General features: G+C 41.5%; 19 protein-coding genes. 9 read left to right on the plus strand and 10 right to left on the minus strand.

Annotation, left to right across the window (positions count from 1 at the left end):
* Nucleotides 1-3: 3 nt before the first annotated feature.
* The 5 genes from Dvar_RS19205 (at nucleotide 4) to Dvar_RS19225 (ending at nucleotide 5,607) form a co-directional block, all read left to right on the plus strand.
* On the plus strand, nucleotides 4-948 hold the full coding sequence (locus Dvar_RS19205) for a hypothetical protein (RefSeq protein WP_419663485.1): 945 nt from the start codon (nucleotides 4-6) through the stop codon (nucleotides 946-948).
* Between the two features lies 1 nt (nucleotide 949).
* Nucleotides 950-1,900: a glycosyltransferase family 2 protein gene (locus Dvar_RS19210; protein ID WP_419663486.1), complete on the plus strand. Its 951-nt coding sequence runs from the start codon at nucleotides 950-952 to the stop codon at nucleotides 1,898-1,900.
* Nucleotides 1,897-2,805 (plus strand): sulfotransferase, encoded by a 909-nt coding sequence (locus tag Dvar_RS19215; RefSeq protein WP_419663487.1) that lies wholly within the window; start codon nucleotides 1,897-1,899, stop codon nucleotides 2,803-2,805. Before Dvar_RS19210 ends, Dvar_RS19215 begins: the two co-directional genes overlap by 4 nt.
* 188 nt (nucleotides 2,806-2,993) lie before the next feature.
* Nucleotides 2,994-4,238, plus strand: a complete 1,245-nt coding sequence (locus tag Dvar_RS19220) for an O-antigen ligase family protein (protein ID WP_419663489.1) — start codon at nucleotides 2,994-2,996, stop codon at nucleotides 4,236-4,238.
* A gap of 16 nt (nucleotides 4,239-4,254) precedes the next feature.
* Entirely contained in the window at nucleotides 4,255-5,607 is a 1,353-nt protein-coding gene (locus Dvar_RS19225) for a phenylacetate--CoA ligase family protein (protein ID WP_419663491.1), read from the plus strand.
* A gap of 144 nt (nucleotides 5,608-5,751) precedes the next feature.
* Here the strand turns inward: Dvar_RS19225 and Dvar_RS19230 are convergent, their stop codons facing one another.
* Both Dvar_RS19230 and Dvar_RS19235 read right to left on the minus strand, forming a co-directional pair.
* The gene (locus Dvar_RS19230) at nucleotides 5,752-6,120 is read right to left on the minus strand and encodes a hypothetical protein (RefSeq protein WP_419663492.1); all 369 of its coding nucleotides are present in this window, start codon (nucleotides 6,118-6,120) and stop codon (nucleotides 5,752-5,754) included.
* Nucleotides 6,071-6,241, minus strand: coding sequence for a helix-turn-helix domain-containing protein (locus Dvar_RS19235; protein ID WP_419664135.1), 171 nt, complete (start codon nucleotides 6,239-6,241; stop codon nucleotides 6,071-6,073). Before Dvar_RS19235 ends, Dvar_RS19230 begins: the two co-directional genes overlap by 50 nt.
* Nucleotides 6,242-6,542: 301 nt before the next feature.
* On the opposite strand from Dvar_RS19235, the gene Dvar_RS19240 reads away from it, so the two are divergent.
* On the plus strand, nucleotides 6,543-7,520 hold the full coding sequence (locus Dvar_RS19240) for a hypothetical protein (RefSeq protein ID WP_419663494.1): 978 nt from the start codon (nucleotides 6,543-6,545) through the stop codon (nucleotides 7,518-7,520).
* Entirely contained in the window at nucleotides 7,513-9,498 is a 1,986-nt protein-coding gene (locus Dvar_RS19245; RefSeq protein ID WP_419663495.1) for a hypothetical protein, read from the plus strand. Before Dvar_RS19240 ends, Dvar_RS19245 begins: the two co-directional genes overlap by 8 nt.
* A 745-nt stretch (nucleotides 9,499-10,243) precedes the next feature.
* On the opposite strand, the gene Dvar_RS19250 is transcribed toward Dvar_RS19245, so the two are convergent.
* The 6 genes from Dvar_RS19250 to Dvar_RS19275 form a co-directional block, all read right to left on the minus strand.
* A complete protein-coding gene (locus tag Dvar_RS19250) occupies nucleotides 10,244-10,738 on the minus strand; it encodes a CHC2 zinc finger domain-containing protein (RefSeq protein ID WP_419663497.1) in 495 nt (164 codons plus the stop codon).
* Entirely contained in the window at nucleotides 10,735-11,526 is a 792-nt protein-coding gene (gene istB / locus Dvar_RS19255) for an IS21-like element helper ATPase IstB (protein WP_419663499.1), read from the minus strand. Before istB ends, Dvar_RS19250 begins: the two co-directional genes overlap by 4 nt.
* Nucleotides 11,510-13,048 (minus strand): IS21 family transposase, encoded by a 1,539-nt coding sequence (gene istA / locus Dvar_RS19260; protein ID WP_419663500.1) that lies wholly within the window; start codon nucleotides 13,046-13,048, stop codon nucleotides 11,510-11,512. The genes istB and istA overlap by 17 nt, the downstream gene beginning before the upstream one ends.
* Nucleotides 13,042-13,737 carry a ParB/RepB/Spo0J family partition protein gene (locus Dvar_RS19265; protein ID WP_419663502.1) on the minus strand — a complete coding sequence of 232 codons (696 nt, stop codon included), beginning with the start codon at nucleotides 13,735-13,737 and terminating at the stop codon, nucleotides 13,042-13,044. Before Dvar_RS19265 ends, istA begins: the two co-directional genes overlap by 7 nt.
* Nucleotides 13,670-13,885 carry a hypothetical protein gene (locus Dvar_RS19270; RefSeq protein WP_419663504.1) on the minus strand — a complete coding sequence of 72 codons (216 nt, stop codon included), beginning with the start codon at nucleotides 13,883-13,885 and terminating at the stop codon, nucleotides 13,670-13,672. Before Dvar_RS19270 ends, Dvar_RS19265 begins: the two co-directional genes overlap by 68 nt.
* 258 nt (nucleotides 13,886-14,143) lie before the next feature.
* A complete protein-coding gene (locus tag Dvar_RS19275) occupies nucleotides 14,144-14,476 on the minus strand; it encodes a hypothetical protein (RefSeq protein WP_419663506.1) in 333 nt (110 codons plus the stop codon).
* A 371-nt stretch (nucleotides 14,477-14,847) separates the two neighbouring features.
* Here Dvar_RS19275 and Dvar_RS19280 point away from each other — a divergent pair, with 371 nt between their 5' ends.
* Both Dvar_RS19280 and Dvar_RS19285 read left to right on the plus strand, forming a co-directional pair.
* Nucleotides 14,848-15,732: a hypothetical protein gene (locus tag Dvar_RS19280; RefSeq protein ID WP_419663507.1), complete on the plus strand. Its 885-nt coding sequence runs from the start codon at nucleotides 14,848-14,850 to the stop codon at nucleotides 15,730-15,732.
* A 22-nt stretch (nucleotides 15,733-15,754) separates the two neighbouring features.
* Nucleotides 15,755-18,055 carry a tetratricopeptide repeat protein gene (locus Dvar_RS19285; protein ID WP_419663509.1) on the plus strand — a complete coding sequence of 767 codons (2,301 nt, stop codon included), beginning with the start codon at nucleotides 15,755-15,757 and terminating at the stop codon, nucleotides 18,053-18,055.
* A gap of 314 nt (nucleotides 18,056-18,369) precedes the next feature.
* Here Dvar_RS19285 and Dvar_RS19290 read toward each other — a convergent pair whose 3' ends face one another.
* Together Dvar_RS19290 and Dvar_RS19295 are read right to left on the minus strand one after the other, a co-directional pair.
* Nucleotides 18,370-18,720: a type II toxin-antitoxin system PemK/MazF family toxin gene (locus Dvar_RS19290; protein ID WP_419663510.1), complete on the minus strand. Its 351-nt coding sequence runs from the start codon at nucleotides 18,718-18,720 to the stop codon at nucleotides 18,370-18,372.
* A complete protein-coding gene (locus Dvar_RS19295; RefSeq protein WP_419663512.1) occupies nucleotides 18,717-18,968 on the minus strand; it encodes a hypothetical protein in 252 nt (83 codons plus the stop codon). Before Dvar_RS19295 ends, Dvar_RS19290 begins: the two co-directional genes overlap by 4 nt.
* Between the last annotated feature and the right edge of the window lie 585 nt (nucleotides 18,969-19,553).

The raw sequence follows: 19,553 nt of genomic DNA on the forward strand, positions 1-19,553 counted from the left end.
GACATGACGTTTATTAAGAAAATCAGCCGGATTTATAACCGATACATGCAAAGAAATGCTAACCTCCTATTCCGTGGGATTCTTAGTACGGCGCCAATGTCTACAAATCCAAAAGCACAAACCATCCTATATTGCGCACTTAGCAAGAACGCCTGCAGACAATATATCGCTATGGCAAAATCATTTCTTCGTTTTTGTAGCAATGTAGCAGTGGTGGTGCAGGATGATGGTAGCCTTGACGTTGAACAGTACAAAGAAATCAAAAATCACATCTTGGGAGTTAAAATTTATAGCAAAAATGAAATGTTTGAGTATATCCAAAAACAAGCTGAGAAAGAATTGCTGGCTTTGCTACCAACAGAAGATGAATATCAACAGTGGACATCGATTAAAATCATGTACTTAAAATTTTTAAATGTGGTTTTTAGGTTCAATGGTAGAAAAGTGATAATAGTTGATTCGGACTTACTTTTTTTGCGACCGCCGAGAGTTATAATCGACTGGGTTGAATCTCATTACAATAGCGATTTCTACGGTGAAGGTGGCAACGCTAAATCTAAGCAATTTTATGATATGGGATTTAGCTTTGATTCACTCGACATAGCGAATTTCAGCTCTGGCACTATCGGTGTTGGCGGGTCGGTGTCAAAGGTGCAATTGCTGGATATTTTTAAGAGAATAAACGAATATGACCGTGAGTTGTATAAAGCATGGGAAATTGAACAGGCCATTTGGGCAGTAGTTATGTCTCAACGACCAAACCCCTTAAATCTCGACTCGTTGAAAGATTTGTATATTGGCAGTGGGTGGAAGTCATATAGACGGTTAAAAAACGAGGCAATTATTGCTCATTTTGCTGGAGCTGTGAGATTCAACAATTTTCGTTATCTTCGGTTGCTATCGGATCTAATTTTAGAATTGAAACATGGTTTTAACACAGTAGGATGATATGGAGAACAAAAAAATAAATTATAAAAAAAGACTTCGACCAATAGTGAGTGTGGTGGTGACCTGTTATAACTACGGCCATTTTCTCGCTGCCTGCTTGAACTCTGTGTTGAGTCAGACTTTCAAGGAAATAGAAGTTATCGTGGTCGATGATGGCTCAACAGACGATAGCGAACAAGTCGCCATACCATTTCTTAAAGATGAACGTGTGCGTTACATTAAGCAAAAAAACGGTGGGCAGGCAAATGCTAAAAATCGTGGTATTCGAGAAGCGAAGGGTGAATTTATTGCCTTTCTAGACGCTGACGACCAGTGGGATAAATGCAAGATAGAAAAACAGTTGCCATTATTTGAAGACACGTCGGTTGGTGTGGTTTACAGCATACATCGATTTGTTGATGAAGCGGGCCAACCAGTGATGCGGCAGAAGCGGCGTAGAACAATGAAACCACGCAAAGGAAAGGTGACTCAATATCTATTCATTGATAATTTTATACCTTTTTCGTCAACTGTTGTGAGGTCTGATTGCTTTAATCGTTTGGGCGTTTTTGATGAGTCACTTGCCATGGGAATAGACTGGGATCTTTGGCTTCGCTTTTCCACACGCTATCTTTTTGATTATGTTGATGAACCACTTCTTATTTACCGAATCGGACATAGCGGCCAGATGTCAAAAAATGTTTTGAAACGACAATCATGCTCAGACCGTATCATGGATAAATTCAGAAGAGCTTACCCCAAAGAGGTCAATGCTTCAACCGACCGAAAAGCGATGGCGTTTACTTACTGTAACCGTGGGGAGTATTTCAGACATGAAAGCTTAATACTTTCAACTAGTTATTATATTAAATCATTGAATATACACCCCCTTTGGATTCCTGCATATAAAGGGATATTGAAAAACAGTATGGCTTTGGTCATTCCAGCAATGAAAGGCAGGACTAAAGATTGAAGGCTAACCTCGCATTCATGTTTTCAAATTGGTATTCTGGGGCAACTTTGTTAGCCATTTTGCTAAACAACCATTCGCAACTGGTATGCAATGGGGAAACTTTTCCTTTTCAGTATGACGAATCTAACAGTGATATTTACGTTTGCTCTTGTGGAAAACATATGCGTCTGTGCGATTTCTACACACAAACTACGAAATCATTAAAAACAGATAAGGGCAATTGGAATAATGATTTCAGGATAATGCCGAATATTTCACGAATTCCTACAATCAGCAAGATAGTATGTAGTTTCAATAAACATGTCTGGCTGCGGGATCTAATGTTGAGAACCGGTCTCCCACTTCGGAAAAGATTGGACAATTATCTTAAAGCACACCAGCAATTTTACAAACGTGCTCGGGAGTATTATGGCGCTGATTGTTACATCGATGGTACAAAATCCATTCGGAGAGCTGAGCTTTTTCTTAAATATGATAATAATACAATCAAAGGCATTTACTTGATTCGTGATGGCCGTGGTTTTTGCTGGTCCTATCTGAAAAATAAAAAGCTTTCTAATGATAAGCTTCCTGAAGCTGCTAAATCTTGGAATGAATACGTTGAAATAATGGATATTTTTATGAAAAGATATTCAGACGTCGAAATTTTAACAGTTCGCTATGAGGACTTATGCAATGAGCCGAAAGATACACTTTGCAGGATTTGTCTTTTACTCGGGGTTAATTATGAGGAAAGAATGATCGGTAATCCAATGAATCATCACTTGCTTGGTAATCGTATGAGATCTAACTTTGATGGCAACATTATAGAAGACCTATCTTGGAAAAAAAAATTTAGTAGGAGTGAAATCAAATACCTCAATGAAGCTATGAGTGTTTATTTAAAAGAATATGGATATTTATGACTATGGAGTCATATCAATTAATATGATAAGAAAAACTTATTATCGCCTTCCAATCCGATTTTTTAAAGATAGCTTGTAGTAGTATGCGAGAGAAATATACAGAGTATCCAAAACAGTCTTTTTTCATAACCATACTTTTTAATATTTACGTCATAGCATGGTGGTTAGAAGTAGCTAAGAGAATTGAGGTGCTAGAGAAAATACGTTTTGAATTTTTATTGGGCGCCATTTTATGTGTACTTGCATTGCTAAGACTTGGCAATCTCAAAAGCAAAAGCCCAGAAAAATCAAAGATCATTAGTGGGATAATTATTTATTTTATTGCGATTATATTCAGCTTATTATTAACTGTAGACTTTGATATTTCTTGGGATATTTTTATAAATAGAATTTTGAAGCTATCTGCAATGGCATTCTTCATGAATGTTTATATCGTTTCACCTAAATTATTATGGTATTTTTTAATAAGCACTTTTTTCGCCTTTTTAAAAATTGGGCAGGAAGCTTTCGTTGGTAAAATAACAGGCAATATGATGTGGGAAAATCAAGGAATTATGAGGCTTCACGGCTCTCCTCGTACTATGTTCGGACACCCAAATTCATTGTCAGGAAAAACAGTAACACTATTACCTTACTTATGGGTTTTATTTGGCTTAGTAAAAAAATATTGGAAGGTTATAATAATAGTCCAAGTTGTTTTTTCAATAAACATTATATTATTTACTGGTTCTAGAACCGGATATTTAGCTACATGTTTTTTGTTTCTTGCTTTTTTCATACAGTCCAAAAGTAAAATAAAAATAGGTATAATTATAGTGATAGCTTCCGTAATAGTCGTTTATAATGTCCCAGTGCAGTATAAAGAAAGATTTTTATCTTCATTCAGTGGGGAAGAAGCCGAAGGAAAATCAAAAGATACACGTATTGGATTATTACGTGATTCTATACAAGTGTTTGTGGAAAATCCTTTTGGTGTTGGAATAGGGTGTTTTGTAGTGATTCAAGCAAATGCGGGGAGAAATGAGCAAGGAACTCATAATCTATATACACAATTACTATCTGAAATTGGGATACAAGGTTTTTTAGCATTTATGTATTTTATGTATACAGTAATTGTTGGATTAAATACATCAATTTTAAAGCTTAACTCGATGATAAATTTTTTAAATAGTAAGTTGATTAATAAAGATAGAGCATCTGGTTTAAAAGCAAATACAATAAAGCAAGAAATTATTACGTTAACATCATTGAAAGCTGTTTGTTCCGGTACACTAATAATGGTCTTTATGCGTGCAATCCTCGGCTTTTTTGGTCACGATCTTTATGAGATATATTGGTGGATAGCAGCAGGCCTATCTATTACTGTACTGAATTTGATGCCAATTGCTGAAAAAAGGATGAAAGAAATATTATTAGCTGCTGAACAAGTATAATTATTGGAGAAAAAAAGTGAATATAAATAAATTATTTTTTAAATATTGTGTATACTATCCAGTAGTAATGGTAAGAACAAAAGGATTTTTCAAAATACTACGTGAAATGAATAAGAGCCAATACTTAATACCAAAAAGTCTAAGCGATTTGCAAATGAAAAAGTTTTCTATTCTTTTTAATAAAATTAGAATACGCAATCCAATATACACTGAATTATTTAAAAATATAAATATAAATGATATTAGATCGGTTGATGACTTATCAAAATTGCCATTTGTCGATAAAGAATTAGTGAAGACAAGATACAATGACTTTTTGACAAAACAAATTCCTTTATTCTGTACAAAAAAAACAACAGGTGGATCAACAGGACAAGCAGTTAGCATTTTGAAAAGTCGTAAAGCAATGGCTTATGAACTTGCTGCAACATGGCGTGGATATTCTTGGGCAAATATAGATATTGGTGATAAACAAGCTCGTTTTTGGGGTGTTCCTTTCACGGGTAAAAAAACGATAATGCCACGATTAATCGATTTTATATGTAACCGTATTAGACTATCTGCATTTTCATTTAATAACGAATCATTAAAATTTTACCATAGGAAATTGTTATCTTTCAAACCCGTATATTTTTATGGATATCTATCAATGATGGAAGAATATGCCAAATATTATGACACTAATAATATTAGTAAATTAAAAAATTTAAAAGCGATAATTTCAACATCAGAAGTTCTTCATAATACCAAAAGAGATTTTCTAAAAAAAACTTTTAAAACAAATGTTTTTAATGAATATGGTTGCGGTGAAATTGGTTCAATAGCCCATGAATGCGAATATGGGAACATGCACATTTCAGCTGAAAATATGATCATAGAAATAGTTAATGGGAATAAAAATTGTGATAAAGGAGAAGTTGGAGAAATAGTTGTTACTGAACTAAATAATGATGTTTTCCCATTAGTACGCTATAAAATTGGAGATTTTGCATCATTCGCAAATAGAACTTGTCCATGCGGAAGAACTTTGCCAATTATTGATAAAATTAAAGGACGTGCGTATGACATCGTTACTACAAAGGATGGAAAAAAATTTCATGGAGAATTTTTCATGTATATTTTCGAAGAAGTAGAAAGAATGAAATATGGGGTTAATAAGTTTCAAGTTGAACAAAAATCTCTAAATGAAATTGTAATAAAAATTGTTCCTACATCATCATATAAGGCCAAAGAAACCGAAACAATGATAAAAAAATATGTGAATTCACATTTAGGGAAACAAATATCATTAACTTTCGAAACTGTAGATGATATTAGTAGAGAAAAATCTGGAAAAATGCGGTTAATAATCGGAATGAATAAAAGATAAATCGTTGTAGGTGGCTGGCAGTCAAAAAACAGGTTGTAGTCTATGTTCAGTGAAAAATGCACCAATTACGCTAAGTTTACTCTATTACGCAATGATCCGAAAAGAAATCAACGAAAAAGTTTTATAACTTATTGAATTATTATATTAAAAATAGAAATGATTGATGTGATAAAGCTGAGAAGATTCGATGTGAGTAGCTGACGACCCAATTATGATGAGGTTCTGCAAAGGTCTCTTCGTGGCGGTATGTCTCCAGCACGTGTTCAGCCCCAGGCTGGTAATGTAACGGCTGTTGTCATCCAAGAAGCCGATCAGGTAGGCGTTTCTTCCCGCCAGTCGGAACGTCATGATGTCGCTCTGCCACAGATGGTTGGGACTGGACCGTTCGAAGAACCGGGGCTTGGATGGATTCCTCACCGGCTTGCGCTTGGCCTTGTCTACCAGCCCCTTCTTGGACAGCGTTTTATGCACAGTCGATTGACTGGTGGGAATCAGGAAATAGTTTGAGGACATCGGCAATCCGTCGCGGGCCACACTCCGGATGGGCCTTCTTCACCGCGACCATCCGCTGACGAACGTCGGGCGTCACCCGGGTCTTGCCACCGGCGCGAGGCTTGATCTGCAGTCCCTCAATGCCTTGCTGTCGGTAAGAGCTGACTCATTGACGGATGGCCGTTCGGCTAATGCTGAACAGTTCGGCAAGAAGGGATGCGCTGTACTCTTCCTTCCAGATAAAGCTTGACGATTTGGTGCCGGACCTCCACCGGATACGCCCAGGTCCGGGAACCTCTCTTGGCACTGCTTTTTCTTTCCTTTCTTTTCCATTAGGTGATCTCCTTCCTGTGTAATTGGTTTTTACACTCGGGAAGTGGCACCCCATTTTTTCAGATTCTCATTGCAATTAACTGGAATTTAGGACAGGTTTTGGAAAATAAATGAAAAAAGACCAAAAAATTTGGATTAGCTGGGAAAACCACAGAAGAACCATAGAACTCGCTAATGCGTTACAAATAAGATTGATTGTTAAAAAATCGCGCTTAATTAAGGGGTTATCACATATTCATTTATCTTTAAAAACAATTATACACTTATTTAAATGTCGTCCAAAATTGTTAATCGTGCAAAACCCATCAATTTTTTTAGCATTTATTGGTTCATTGGCTAAAAATTTTATTGGCTATAAATTATGTGTAGATAGACATACCAACTTTCGTGAATGGAAAAATATTTTTGATAACCCTTTTTACATTCTTCATACATGGATTAGTAACTATAGTATACAAAAAGCTGATTTAACAATTGTAACTAATAATCATTTGAAAACATTTATTGAGAAAAAAGGCGGGCATGGCTTCGTTCTACCTGACAAAATACCTATATTTAAAAATTTAAAAAAAAAATCGTTGAATGGAAAATTTAACATTGTATTTATTTGCACTTACGCACGTGATGAGCCATATTTGTCAGTTATAGATGCGGCTAAAATACTACCTAAAACTACAACTATATACATTACTGGAAGGGTTCCTAAGCATCTTTATAATATTTATCTTCCACAAAATATTATATTAACTGATTTTCTTCCAGATGACAAATATGCAGAACTATTATTTTCGTCAGATGTAATTATTGATTTTACTAAGTTGGACTGGTGTCTTGTTTGTGGGGGATATGAAGCGGTCTCACTTGAAAAGCCATTCATTACTTCGGATACTTCTGCTTTACGCGAATTATACAAAGAAAATGTTATCTATTGTGATCATAAACCCGAAAATATAGCTCGTTGTATAGTGATGGCATGTGAATTGCTTAAATTCTACGAAGAAAAAGTTATTAAATACAAAAAACAATATTTAGTTGAATGGGGAGAAAAATTTGTAGAATTAGAGAATAAATTGAATCTGCTTGAATAATTTACTTATATTCAATAATATTGAAAGCTTAACGGAGATCATTATGGAAAGATGCGTTGTTTTTTTACTAATAGTCATATTTGGTTTGATTAATCAGGCTGAAGCAGCAAGACCCATTATAAGTGAACACCCTGTATCTATGACACATAGTAAAAACATTACCATTAAAGGATCTAATTTTGGTATCAAGACGCCTGCAGCACCACTTCGGTACGATAATTTTCAAAATGGAAGTAAAGGAACAAGAGCTTCATCCGAATCCGAAGGAGGATGGTATACCGCAACTGGAGTTGTATATGATAATAAATATCAAAGGTTTAATGGTGACATGTCATTGCAGCAGAACTTCAATACTAATGGCGGTGGATATAATCAAACTATAGGTTTGACGGGTGATGTCTCTCTCAAGAATGCTAGAAAATTATACATGCATGCTTGGTGGAGAATCGATACATGGAATCATGCGACAAGAAATTGCAAAATTTTAAATTTGGGATCTGGTATTGGCAGCACTGGTTGGGATAGTCGATTAGACTTGCATCCTGCTGCTTCTAATGGGCTTATAAATATTCGCGAAGGTTGTCCATATGATGTCCAAGTCGCAGATTATATTGACGAAACAAAAGCTTTGGGTGACGATGGATCTTGGCATAGAATTGATAGTTGGTTTGACGGAGAAATAGGACATAGAACAATACATGTGGATAATCAATTACTTGGTTCAGTAACTCACACCCCATCCACCTCTGTTTTTTCTGGCTGTTCAGAAGACTATATAAACTACGCATATTTTGGTCATTACTATACAAACGATACTTATGATCCGGACCCCATGGCCCAAAGATGGTATAGTGAGTTGTATGTAGACATAACAAGGGCAAGGATAGAAATTGGTGATAATATAACGTTTGAAAATTGCAAACACAGGGAAATACAAATACCAACCGCATGGTCGGGCGGTTCAATCTCATTTACCTCAAATCAAGGTAGCTTTAAAGATGGTGATACAATTTACTTATTTGTAATAAATTCAGATGGAGAGGTAAGTGAAGGTGCTAAAATAATATTAGGAAATAATGATACTACTGCATCAGATAACCCACCTTCTGTGAATATTACTGCACCAACGTCCAATACAAATTATGTTACAGATACAAATTATATAACAATTTCCGGAACCGCTAGTGACGATTTGGATGTATCTTTAGTAACATGGAACAATAATTTGGGAGGAAGCGGGACAGCCCTGAATGTATCGGGAAATTGGACTAGTTTTTCATTGGAGAATGTTAGTCTTCAAGAGGGTACTAATGTTATCTCAGTGACTGCAACAGATACTGAAGGGCAGACTGCAACCGACACGCTAACCGTTACTTATAGTACGCTTGCTAGTACCGGAAGTACCGATGATTCTAGTGCCTGGAACGCGTTTTCCCAGACTGGAGACACAAGCTGGAAGGATTCCAGTGTGACCTATTGTGTGCGATTGCTGGTTGAAGGCAGTCAGATTGCTGGAAGCGCAAACCAGGTGAAATTGGGATTCCAGGGACGCAGTTCGGGTGATTACACCATCCACGGTGTGTCTATTGCCGAAAGGGATACTTCGGCCAATGAGGGGGATGTAATAGATAGTACATGGAAACAGGTCACATTTGATGGCGCTAGTTGGACTGCCAGCACAACAATACCTCAAGGGACGGAAAAATTAAGCGATCCGGTTGCCATTGATCTTAAATCAGGCACGGATTATTATGTAACACTAAAAATTGAATCACCATCTGTCTACCTCAATCCACCTTCAGGATACCGTGAGCTTTATTTTTACAGTGCAGATCATACGACCGATATTGACTGGAGCGGCAACGGCCATAGTGTCACTCAGGATTATCATGCACTGACCAAAATTTATGCCTATGAGGCCGATGGAGGAACCACTACAGTTCCAGCTCCTGAACATTTGGAAGTGCTAACAGATTGACATTAATTTATAGAATTACTTGACTTCAAAGCGCTTCATTTATTATAATGAAGCGCTTTGGTTATTTAAGCCTCAATTTATTCCAGTTATCACCTAAGCAGGACATTCTTTCAATTAGGGTAATACTCATTATTGTTTCCTTTATAGTGTGAAAAATCTGTTTTTAGCTCTCTTCGTAATTACGATATTTTCCCGCCGATGGCTTCAAATTCTTCTTCTAATGTAAAACTCCTTCATTTAAATTGAGACTTTTTTTGAATTGCATGCGTATCGAAACAAAAAAGTAGATTGTTTTTCCCAAGGTGAGCTGTTGACTTTTCGAAGTCAGCTGTTAGGCATAATTATGTTCTGGATACCGGATCAAGTCCGGCATGACGAGTCCGCACTTTTAACGAGTTCATCAAATTTAGGTCAATTAAGAACAAAAACGCAAATTGGTGTATGATTTTTTTTACGTTAAAACAACCTTACTCCAATACTGGGCGATTGTCGAGATTGCCGCATATACAAGGCAGATGTATTTCAGCTATAGTCGCCTATGCTGCTACCGCCGGCTAAAAATGGACCCGTCTTCGCGGTTTTATGGACCCACCTAAAAGTTGCTGATTTTGAGGATGGGGCTGTGAGGGCAGCGGTTTAGAAGCGATGCTCACGGCTACCGGAATAGAGCCCGCCCAGCCTATGTAAAAAAAGAGATCCCGCCTATTGCGCGCAGATTAAGCCGTAGACTACAAGAATGGTATATTTATCGGTTAAGGGAAGATTGAAGCTCGCTGATGACGCGATCAATGTTTTTGAGGCGATTTTCGAGGTGGGAGATTTTCTCAATGATTGATTCCAGGGATGGCACATCGGTTTTGCCTTGAGACGGCGATGGCATCACATGAGGCAGGATATCGCCGATGGCGCAAGGCCCGGCGTTATTGATCTTGTTTGTGAGGATGTTTTGATGAACAGACGACATGCGGTTTTGAAGCCATTTGACACTGTCGACAAAGCTGATTTTTAGCTGGTACATAACCAGTTCGATGGGGTTAAAGTTCCGCTGGCAGGAAAAGCATCGGACAAGATTGTGAGCGGCATGGATGGACGTGTCCAGGCCACCGCATATGGGGCAGGCAATTCGCCGCTTGCCGCTTTTGTTTTGGATGGGAGCATCAAACAAAGTTTCCACGACCCGGTCGATGGGGACCCGGTTGCGTAAAAAAACCAGTTCTCCCGATGAAAAACGGCGCGTCATTTGGATTTACCAGTGGTTTGCCTTTTGCGGGGGGATCGATTCAACCGTTTGGATTCATGCATCCGCCAACTGGGGCCATCGATGCTGATAATAACCGCATGATGGACCATACGATCAACGATGGCAGCCGTGACCACGGGATCCCCCAGGTATTTGCCCATGGCCGTAAAGTCGATGTTGGTCGTTAAAATGGTGCTGTTATTGCCGTATCGACCTTCGATGACCTTGAAGAAAAGCGACGCGTTACGGGTTGATTCCTGTTCCAGACGGTCAAAGCCGATTTCGTCGATCAAAAGGATCTGGGGACGCACATATGCCTTCAGTTTGTCCTCGAGGCTGTCGTCGGCCAGACCGGACCAAAGGTCCCGTAGCATAAAGGAGGCCGTTACATAACGACATCGGTAAAGGTGCTGGCAGGCGAGCAGCAACAGCGCCTTGGCGATATGGCTTTTTCCAGCGCCGGAACTGCCTGCCAGGATAAGCCACTGTTTTCGTTCGATAAATGTCAACGTGGCCAGATCCATTACCTGACGTTTGTCGACGCCGGTCTGGAACGTGAAGTCAAAATCGGCGAGCAGCTTGCGATCGGGCAGTTTTGACTCACGGATGCGCCGCTCCATACGCCTTTCGATCAACGAGACAGCCTCGATTTCCAGGAGCCGTTCGAGCACGGCTGCGGTTGGCAGGTTCTTCTTTGTCGCCTCGGCCAAGGTGTCATCCAGGGCCTTTTCCATGCGAGAAAGCTTCAGCGTCGCAAGATGGCTGCGGATATTATCCATCGTGCTCATCGACAGACTCCTTTAAAAGACTACTGTACGCTTCCAGCGGCCGCTGTTTGATATCCGGCAGTAGGGCGGCGCACTGTGAGACCGACCGGGTGCTCATTTGTTCCAACTGGCGCGGGGTATGACGGGCTTTTAAAATCCGCTGTACGGCCTTGCCGTCAAAGGCGTAATACTTTGCCGCATGCACCAGGGCCGCGTGAATATCTTCGCAATGATAGTGTTCTTTAAGACGCAGGATATAACGCGCCTGGAACCCGCAATAGTGCCGATGGCGCTCTTTGAGCCCATCCAGAAACGCCTGTGCGCCATCGCCGAGGGACAAAAACGCCGCTTTCACCGGTTCGAGCCCATAGCGCACTTTTTCCGATTTGCGATGATCCGGCTCCTCCACCTTCTCAGAGGCGCCCATGGGTTTTCTCTCGTGATGCGCGATCACACGAAGATCTGGACTGTACACAATGATTTCACGCTCCGTGGCCTTGACCGTAAGGATATCGGCGATGTACTCGTAAGGCACCGAATAGAAGTTGGTCTCATGTTCCAAGAATCCGTCCACGCGGCAGACCCGTAGCGCCACCTCGGCCGTGTCATAGGGATGGGCGGGCAGCGGTTTCAAGGCGGCTTGTTCTTGCTCCAAAAACAGTTCCAAAGGCCTGCGACCGGTGGTGTCGTGAACGTGCACATCCGAGCGATTTTTCAGCCACCACGCCGCCGTTTGGCGCAGATCCGAAAGATCGGCGAATGTCCGACCATTGAGCAGATTCTTCTCGATATATTGAAACGGAGCCTCGATTTTTCCCTTTGTTTGGGCTCGTCCGGGTAAACACGCCACCGGCCGGCAATGATAATGGGTAATGAAGGCCACGAATGCCGGGTTGTATACCGGCTGACCGCCCTCCCAACGCAGGATCACGGTTTTCTCACCGTCGTACAGGCAGGTGGCGGGAACACCCTTAAAACGGGCGAAGGCATCCTGATGGCGCCGAATCAAGGTATGAAAACGCCGGTCGGTGGTAAAATCGATATAATGCCGGCGTGAAAATCCCAGAATGTACGAGAAACAAAGCACCTTCTGTCGGCCGCTACGGGTGAAGTTAAACGTGTAAGGACTCCAGTCCATTTGGCCCTGACGTCCCGGCAGCGTCTCGAAACGCACCACCGGTTCTTTTTTCGGCCGCGGCCGGATCTTGCGCAGATAGTCCCTGACGATGCTTTGACCGCCGTCAAAATTGTTTTCGCGAAGCTCCTCATACACCCTTACGCCGGTCATGTCGGGATACCTTTCCAAAAGCGCCTTGATCATGGGCTTGAAGGCATCCAGCTTGCTTTTTCTCGCAACCGGTCTGCGCGGCTCGAGCACATCATGACCTTTATCCCGCTGCTCCTGGTGTTTGCGCAGGATCCGCCGGATCGTGTTACGGCCCATGTCAAAATGCCGCGACAGGGCACGAATGCCCCAGCCTTCGGCATGCATGAGAATGATTCGATGTTCCAGATCCTGCCGATTGCGAACAAAGACTACCATCTTTTAAGATGTCCATGCATGCCGGCCAGTACCACTTGTATCCGTTCGATGGCTGGCAGAACACGCGCCGGTTGACAAGTGTTTAGCTGATCCGTGGTGATGCCGGACAAATACACGTCCATCTTGACCAGCCGATTGTGAAAACCGTCGCACCAATCCTTCCGGGGACGTGGCGCATGCCGATCGCTCAAAATCTTTTCCGGGAAGCCAAGGATCAAAGGGTGGTTCCATCCCGGCTCCTTGAGCAGCAACCGGACTAACTGAGCGGTTTCACTGCCGGTCAATCCGTATTTCAATACCGTGGTCAGTGCCTTTTTCTGGTTGCCCGCGGGCAACCGCGACAACTCGCGACCGATGGTGATGTTGATCAGCCCCAGCTTGAGATGATCCATCACCTCGTCGCCAAGCTTTTCCGCCAGCGCAAGACGCCGGCACACAAAGCTCTTGTGGCGATGTAACAGTGCGGCGATCTCGACCTGGCTTAAATTGTCTTCCCGGTGTAGCGAGCGGATCACCAGGGCACTTTCGATGTCCGCGATGGTGCGCGCCTTGGTGTTCAGGTAAATGATGGCCGCCTTCATGGCCCGCCTACCACCGGGCATGAGCCGGGCCTGCAGGCTTTCATACCCCAGCTTGCGTCCGGCCCGCAGCCGCTTGAACCCGTCTACCATCTCGTATCGATCGTCCACTTGCCCCACCACCACGGGGGGTCAATTGACCATAGTTTTGCATGGACCGCTCCATGGCGTTTTCCGCCACAGGCTGAATGATCCGTAAATCCGCGTAGCGTTCACCGATGGTTTTCGCCGCGATCGTCATGTAGGGGCTATCGGACATGGTGCCAACATATCCCGGTGGCCCCTTACATGTCGATTGCGTCTTAAAAACGATTTCCGATTAGTCTGTCAGTATTCATCTGTTATCTCTATTGGTTATCCATTTATTGCGTCTTAAAGTCATTTTTTGATTAGTTGATCAATATCATAATAAAATAACAATAAGTTACATGATTCATGCATCTTAAAAACCCTGTGCGCGTTATGGCGCCCTAACGGATGACCGCCTTTTCCCATGGCGCATCACCTGCTTGATGATTTATTCCAGAATAATAAGGTGGCGAACACCGATGATGTCGGCCATCAAATCCTTGGGCAGGTCCAGGTTGATGCGGCTGGAAGATCTGATGACAGGGGCTTTGTTCGACGTTGATGCCGGTGGGTCTTTCGCATGCGCCAGTTTTTCGTACAAGTAGTTGGCTTTAAAATAGTCGCCGTTTTTTTGGTTCCACTTCGCGCATTGATGACGATGGTTTTCTTTTTGGCATAAAGAATCGCCGCAAGTTTTTTGTCTGCCGATCTGCCGCGGATCCGGCAGGAACCATTTGCGGCAGATCTTACACGGCCGCTTACGGGGTCGCGCTCGTTGCATCGTGCCCTCTCATACAAAAGGTGGAATGGATGGCACGATATTATAGGGAATTGCCTTCTGGGTGGGTCCGAAAATCTCCCTTTCGGTCGTTTTAGAAATGGCGGTGTAGTGGGTTCAGTTTCCGCCGGAAGGTGGGTTCATTTTTTACTGGCGATAGCACCTATGCGGAGAGACATCTAACGCGGTTCGAAGATCCCGCCATCGGGAAGATGCGGTGAGATCGGGAACCCCGTCAGGGGTTCAAATTCTGGGAGGCAATAATGGTTTACCATATTACCATGCTTACCAATTTTCATGCATACCAGAACTTGAATCGCCCAGTTAAATAAATCCAAGCTCTCTTTCTTCAAACGCAAATGATAAAATTGACCATGCTACAACTTGTTACAATAGTTTTAATTATTGCATTAGGTCAAAGTTTTGCGCAGGGCTACTTTGTCATTACAATAGAGGGGAAAAGTCAATCCAATGTTTTTCTTAACAAAACAGATAGCCTTAAAAACAGTGCGCATAAGCTTCTTCTGCTCGACGAAGGAAAAGATCAAAGTGGATACACGCTACCTAACCAATTAGCGCATGAACATCCCGAATTATTGTTTTATTTCGACAGAATTGCAATCCCTGAAGTTGTCATTCGTTCAAGTGCTCAGATTGAGACGCAAAATTTTAGTATTGATAATATGTTGTATGCAAACCTGAGGATTGCCCGTTTAATAGATGAATACGAGGGACTAAAAAAAAGATCCCAAGCTGTTCTTGAAGGCTTGGATGTCCCTTATCTAAATCAATATATTGATTGGGATAAAGTAATTGGCGATAAGAGTAAAAATATTAATGATAATTTAAATAGGCTGTTATCACAAACTAATATATCATCAGGTGCTGGTATCTCTGCCCGGGGAGGTACGAATCTAAAAAGAGATAGTCCATCTCTTCAATTCCGACAGTTCGTCAATAAAAAGCCATCGTTCAATCAACCTTTTCCGGTAACTAATTATCAAGCGAACAAAGCTACAAACAAAACTATCCCAAGAGATATAGATTCAGAAAAAGATCAGCCGAATGACAACGATCAAGTTGAAGGACCGCGGAGGATTCGCTATGGAGCCAATAAAAGTGAAAAATTGCCATGGCCGTTTCCATTATTATTCTCTATATTTGAGTATTTGCTGAGGAATAAAATGGAAGCATTAATATATTTCTTAATGTTAACTTGGGCTATACATTTTGCTATTAAATTATTCAAGCAATCGTAAAAAGGAACGGTAAAATTAAGTAATGAAGACATCGATCCAAAACTTGAGTCGTAATATTTTTATTATGGTTTATGGGATTGCTGTCTTTATTCTTGCATGCGGATCAGATGAAAAAATAGATAATAGTATACTCATTAGGCAAGGTGATGCAGCATTCCAAAATGGAATGTATGATGAGGCTATTAATGCGTGGGAAATAGCATTGAGGAAGGAACCGCAAAATTCTGGATTGAAGATAAAAATAGCCTCTGCTTATCAGCGACAGGCAAAATTTGATTCATCAAATCAGATGCTTGATCCCATTATCCAAACAAATGAGGCGCCAGGCAAAGCTTATTTGCTAAAAGCTCAAAATCATATCCTGTCATTTCAACTGGAGGAAGCGGAAAAAGTATTTGTTCTGGCAAGTCAGCGTATGTCTGCCGACAACGACATTCTATTGCTTGAAGGCGATTTCAAGACGCTAACCGGACAAATAGAAGATGGTGAGCAGTTGTACCGTCAGGTGATTACCAGGCAGGCTGATAACGTCTATGCATATTTCAAGCTTGCGGCAAATTTAATTGCACAAAATCGTCCGGAGATGGCTGATGAAGTATACCAACAGGCCCTTAGGTTAAAAGTAGATAAAACAATCCGGTTCTGGCTGAGCAAAGCTGAATACCTGATGCTGGCTGGCGATGATGTTGGCGCAGAAATGGCTTTGAGGCAGGCGATGAAAGATGATCCACAAAATTTTTTGGTCAAAATAAAGACAGCGCAATTTTTTCAATCAAACCAAAATTACGACGAAATTATTGCTTTGTTTATGAAAAACAATCAACTCATTGAAAATGAGGATATCCAAAAAATTGTTGCTGACGCGCTTTTAAATACCAATCAGGCGGCTAAAGCCAGTTCGATTCTGGAAAAATACCATCACTCAAATGACATTGACTGGCTGCTGCTTAACGGTAAATCCGCCCTTATCAATAAAAAAAACGCAATGGCTGTCAGCTATTTCCAACAAGTTGTTGATAGGGACAATGATGACCCGCAATCCCTTTATCTGCTGGCCCTTGCATACATGGCCAGTAATAAGACAAATTTGGCCCTTCAAGCCTTAACACGGCTTTTAGTCATTGCACCGGACCACCTTGATGCAGAACTCGCACTGGCTGACGTCCACTATAAAAAAGGCAATTACGATCTTTGTACCGATTATCTAAATCGTATCATTAAAAAATTTCCCGAAACCTTTCGTGCCTATCAGATAATGGGTAACTGCATGCTGGCCATGGAAAGATATAAAGAGGCGGAATTAAATTTCCGGAAAGCATTAAAACTAAATAATAATGCATTGGATGCCTATTATTACCTGGCCATTGCCAAGGAGAAACAAGGCGAGGATGATGCGGCTCTACAGATATTAAACAACATTTTTAAAAAAAAGCCGAAAAGTGTGGATGCAGCGTATGCGATTGCTCAGATCCATATCAAAAAAGGACAAAAGGATGAAGGCATAAAGGCCATAAACAATTTGGTCGATATCGATCCGGACAATAGCTATTTTCAATTGATTCTCGGGCAGATTTATCAGACCGTCAATGAAAACCAAAAAGCCCTCGTTTCATACAAGCGTGTATTAGTTAACGACCCAAAACAGGCTGAGGCATACAAAGGGCTCGTTAGCTTGTTAGAGGACCACCAACTAAAAATTTCAATTTTAAAGAAGGCAATTGAGGATCTGCCAAACGATAGGGATTTGAAGTTATTACTTTGTAGCTTGTATTATCAAGATGGAGATTTGCAATCCGCCATAGGAACAATGGAGGGCATCTATTCCGCTGATCCGAAAAATCCGGTTCTGGCAAATAATTTGGCATGGCTTTACCTCGAAAACGAGTATGAACTGCTCAAAGCTTTTGACTTGGCTCTTTTTTCCTATGAAACAGAATCGGAAAATGCTGATTTTGCCCATACACTTGGCGTGGCCTACCATCGAAAAGGGATGCATAAACAAGCCAAATGGTATTTAGAGCAAGCAATAAAGCTGACTGAGGGAAATTTGTCAGACCAGAACGACAATTCGGAAAAAGTTGATATTTACAAATATCACCTGGCCAGTCTCCTGATGGATATGAACCGGGTCAAAGACGCACGCAAAACCATGCTTGGACTGAATATGAGTACTTTACCACCAAGATATGAAGCCAATGCAAAAAAAATAATGGCTGAGGTTTTGAAGGAGAAGGGTGATGGGGGAGAGGCGGGGAGCAGAGAGAGGAAAAGCGGAAGCTCTGAAGATATGGAGATGAAGGATTCAAGGATCGTAGGATTTTAGGGGACGAGGGGGAAAGCTGGTGGCCCATTTTTCTCGCCCTTCCCGCGTTTCTCGCCATTCTCGCATAAACACTTTTCCTGCCAGTCTTGCTGAAAATACCAATATCCCCAACAAACATAAAATCACCGCAGAGTCGCCGAGAACGCAAAGAAAAGAAATTGTTTTTTATTGGCTTCGCCAAAGTTTTGTTTTTCCCATCAGGGAAATTTAAACCCTCTGCGAACTCAGCGCCTTGAGCGAAGCAGGCGGTGAATAATTAGCCACGGACTCACACAGATAGACTCGGCAAATGAAGAAGATCTTTCAGCAGCAATTTAGTAGACACCAGTTACAATTCGTATCTTTTCATCAAGCACAGTAATTCGTTCTGCTGGAAGGGAGCCGAAAGAATGTTGTGAAAGGCGTTTTTTATCAATGCAGCGCAGCTGAAAAACTTTTATTTTTGAAGGATGGTTTAAGTTTGCAGTTCCCTTGGGAAGGAAAATTTCATGAAAATATGTTTTATTTCCTTCTGCCTTTGCGATTGGTGCTACGATAATAAGTGACCCGACTCTGTTCGCCGAATCTGGCGAAATGACAACACACGGACGAGTTTTCTTGATTTCAGCTCCAATTGTTGGATCCAAGTTTACCCAATATATATCACCCCTTTTGGGAAATTTCATTGCCAAGTCTCCAATGTGGCTTGATCCCAATCGGCGTTTTCCTGCAGATCTTCCTCAGCAGATTCCCTGCAGGCCTCTTCCAGTTGTTGATAAACCTTTTCCCGTTTCAGTTTTTTGAGGTAATGCCGACTGGCCTCTTCAAAAAATTCCCTCCTGGTATTGAAAGGATTGAATTGGTCAATTTCGTTTAATAGCATTTTATGAATAGGGGTTGTGGTTTTTACAGTTTTCTGCTTTTGGGGTGTCATTTTTACCTCCGATGTTATGTCTTAATTGCCATCTATATATACATCACTTTTAGTTCCTGTCAAGTGGGGGAGAAAACGGAGTCAGGTTTTCGTTTATGATAAGCATGTAGGTGGAAAAGGTTGGGAGCGAGAATAGCGGAAGATAGGAAGATCGGAAGCTATGAAGATAGGAGGCTCGGAAGGTGGAAGATCCGTTTGTTCGTTTGATTGGTTGGGCTAGCTGATAGCATGGAGCATTGAGCGAAGAGGGGGATAAGAAGAGCGGACGCTGGGAAGAGCTGAGGCGTAGGCAGCGGATTATCTGTCTGTGTGAGTCCGTGAGTGCCGGTGGCTAATCATTTCACCGCCCGCTTTGCTCGAGTCGCGGAGTGCGCTGAGGGTTTAAATTTCCCTGACGGGAGGGCATACTGTTTTTCTTTGCGATCTTTGCGTCTCTGCGGTGATGTTGTGTTAGTTGAGTTCTTTGGATTACTTGTGTTTATTGTGTTCTTTGGGTTTAACAACCTTTCAGCGGAACTGGCGGGAAAAGCGTGAAACGCGGGAAATAAGCGCTAACGCCCTATAATCCTTCATTTCAACATCTTC

The organism is Desulfosarcina variabilis str. Montpellier, from assembly GCF_048565275.1.
Taxonomy (GTDB): Bacteria; Desulfobacterota; Desulfobacteria; order Desulfobacterales; family Desulfosarcinaceae; genus Desulfosarcina; species Desulfosarcina variabilis.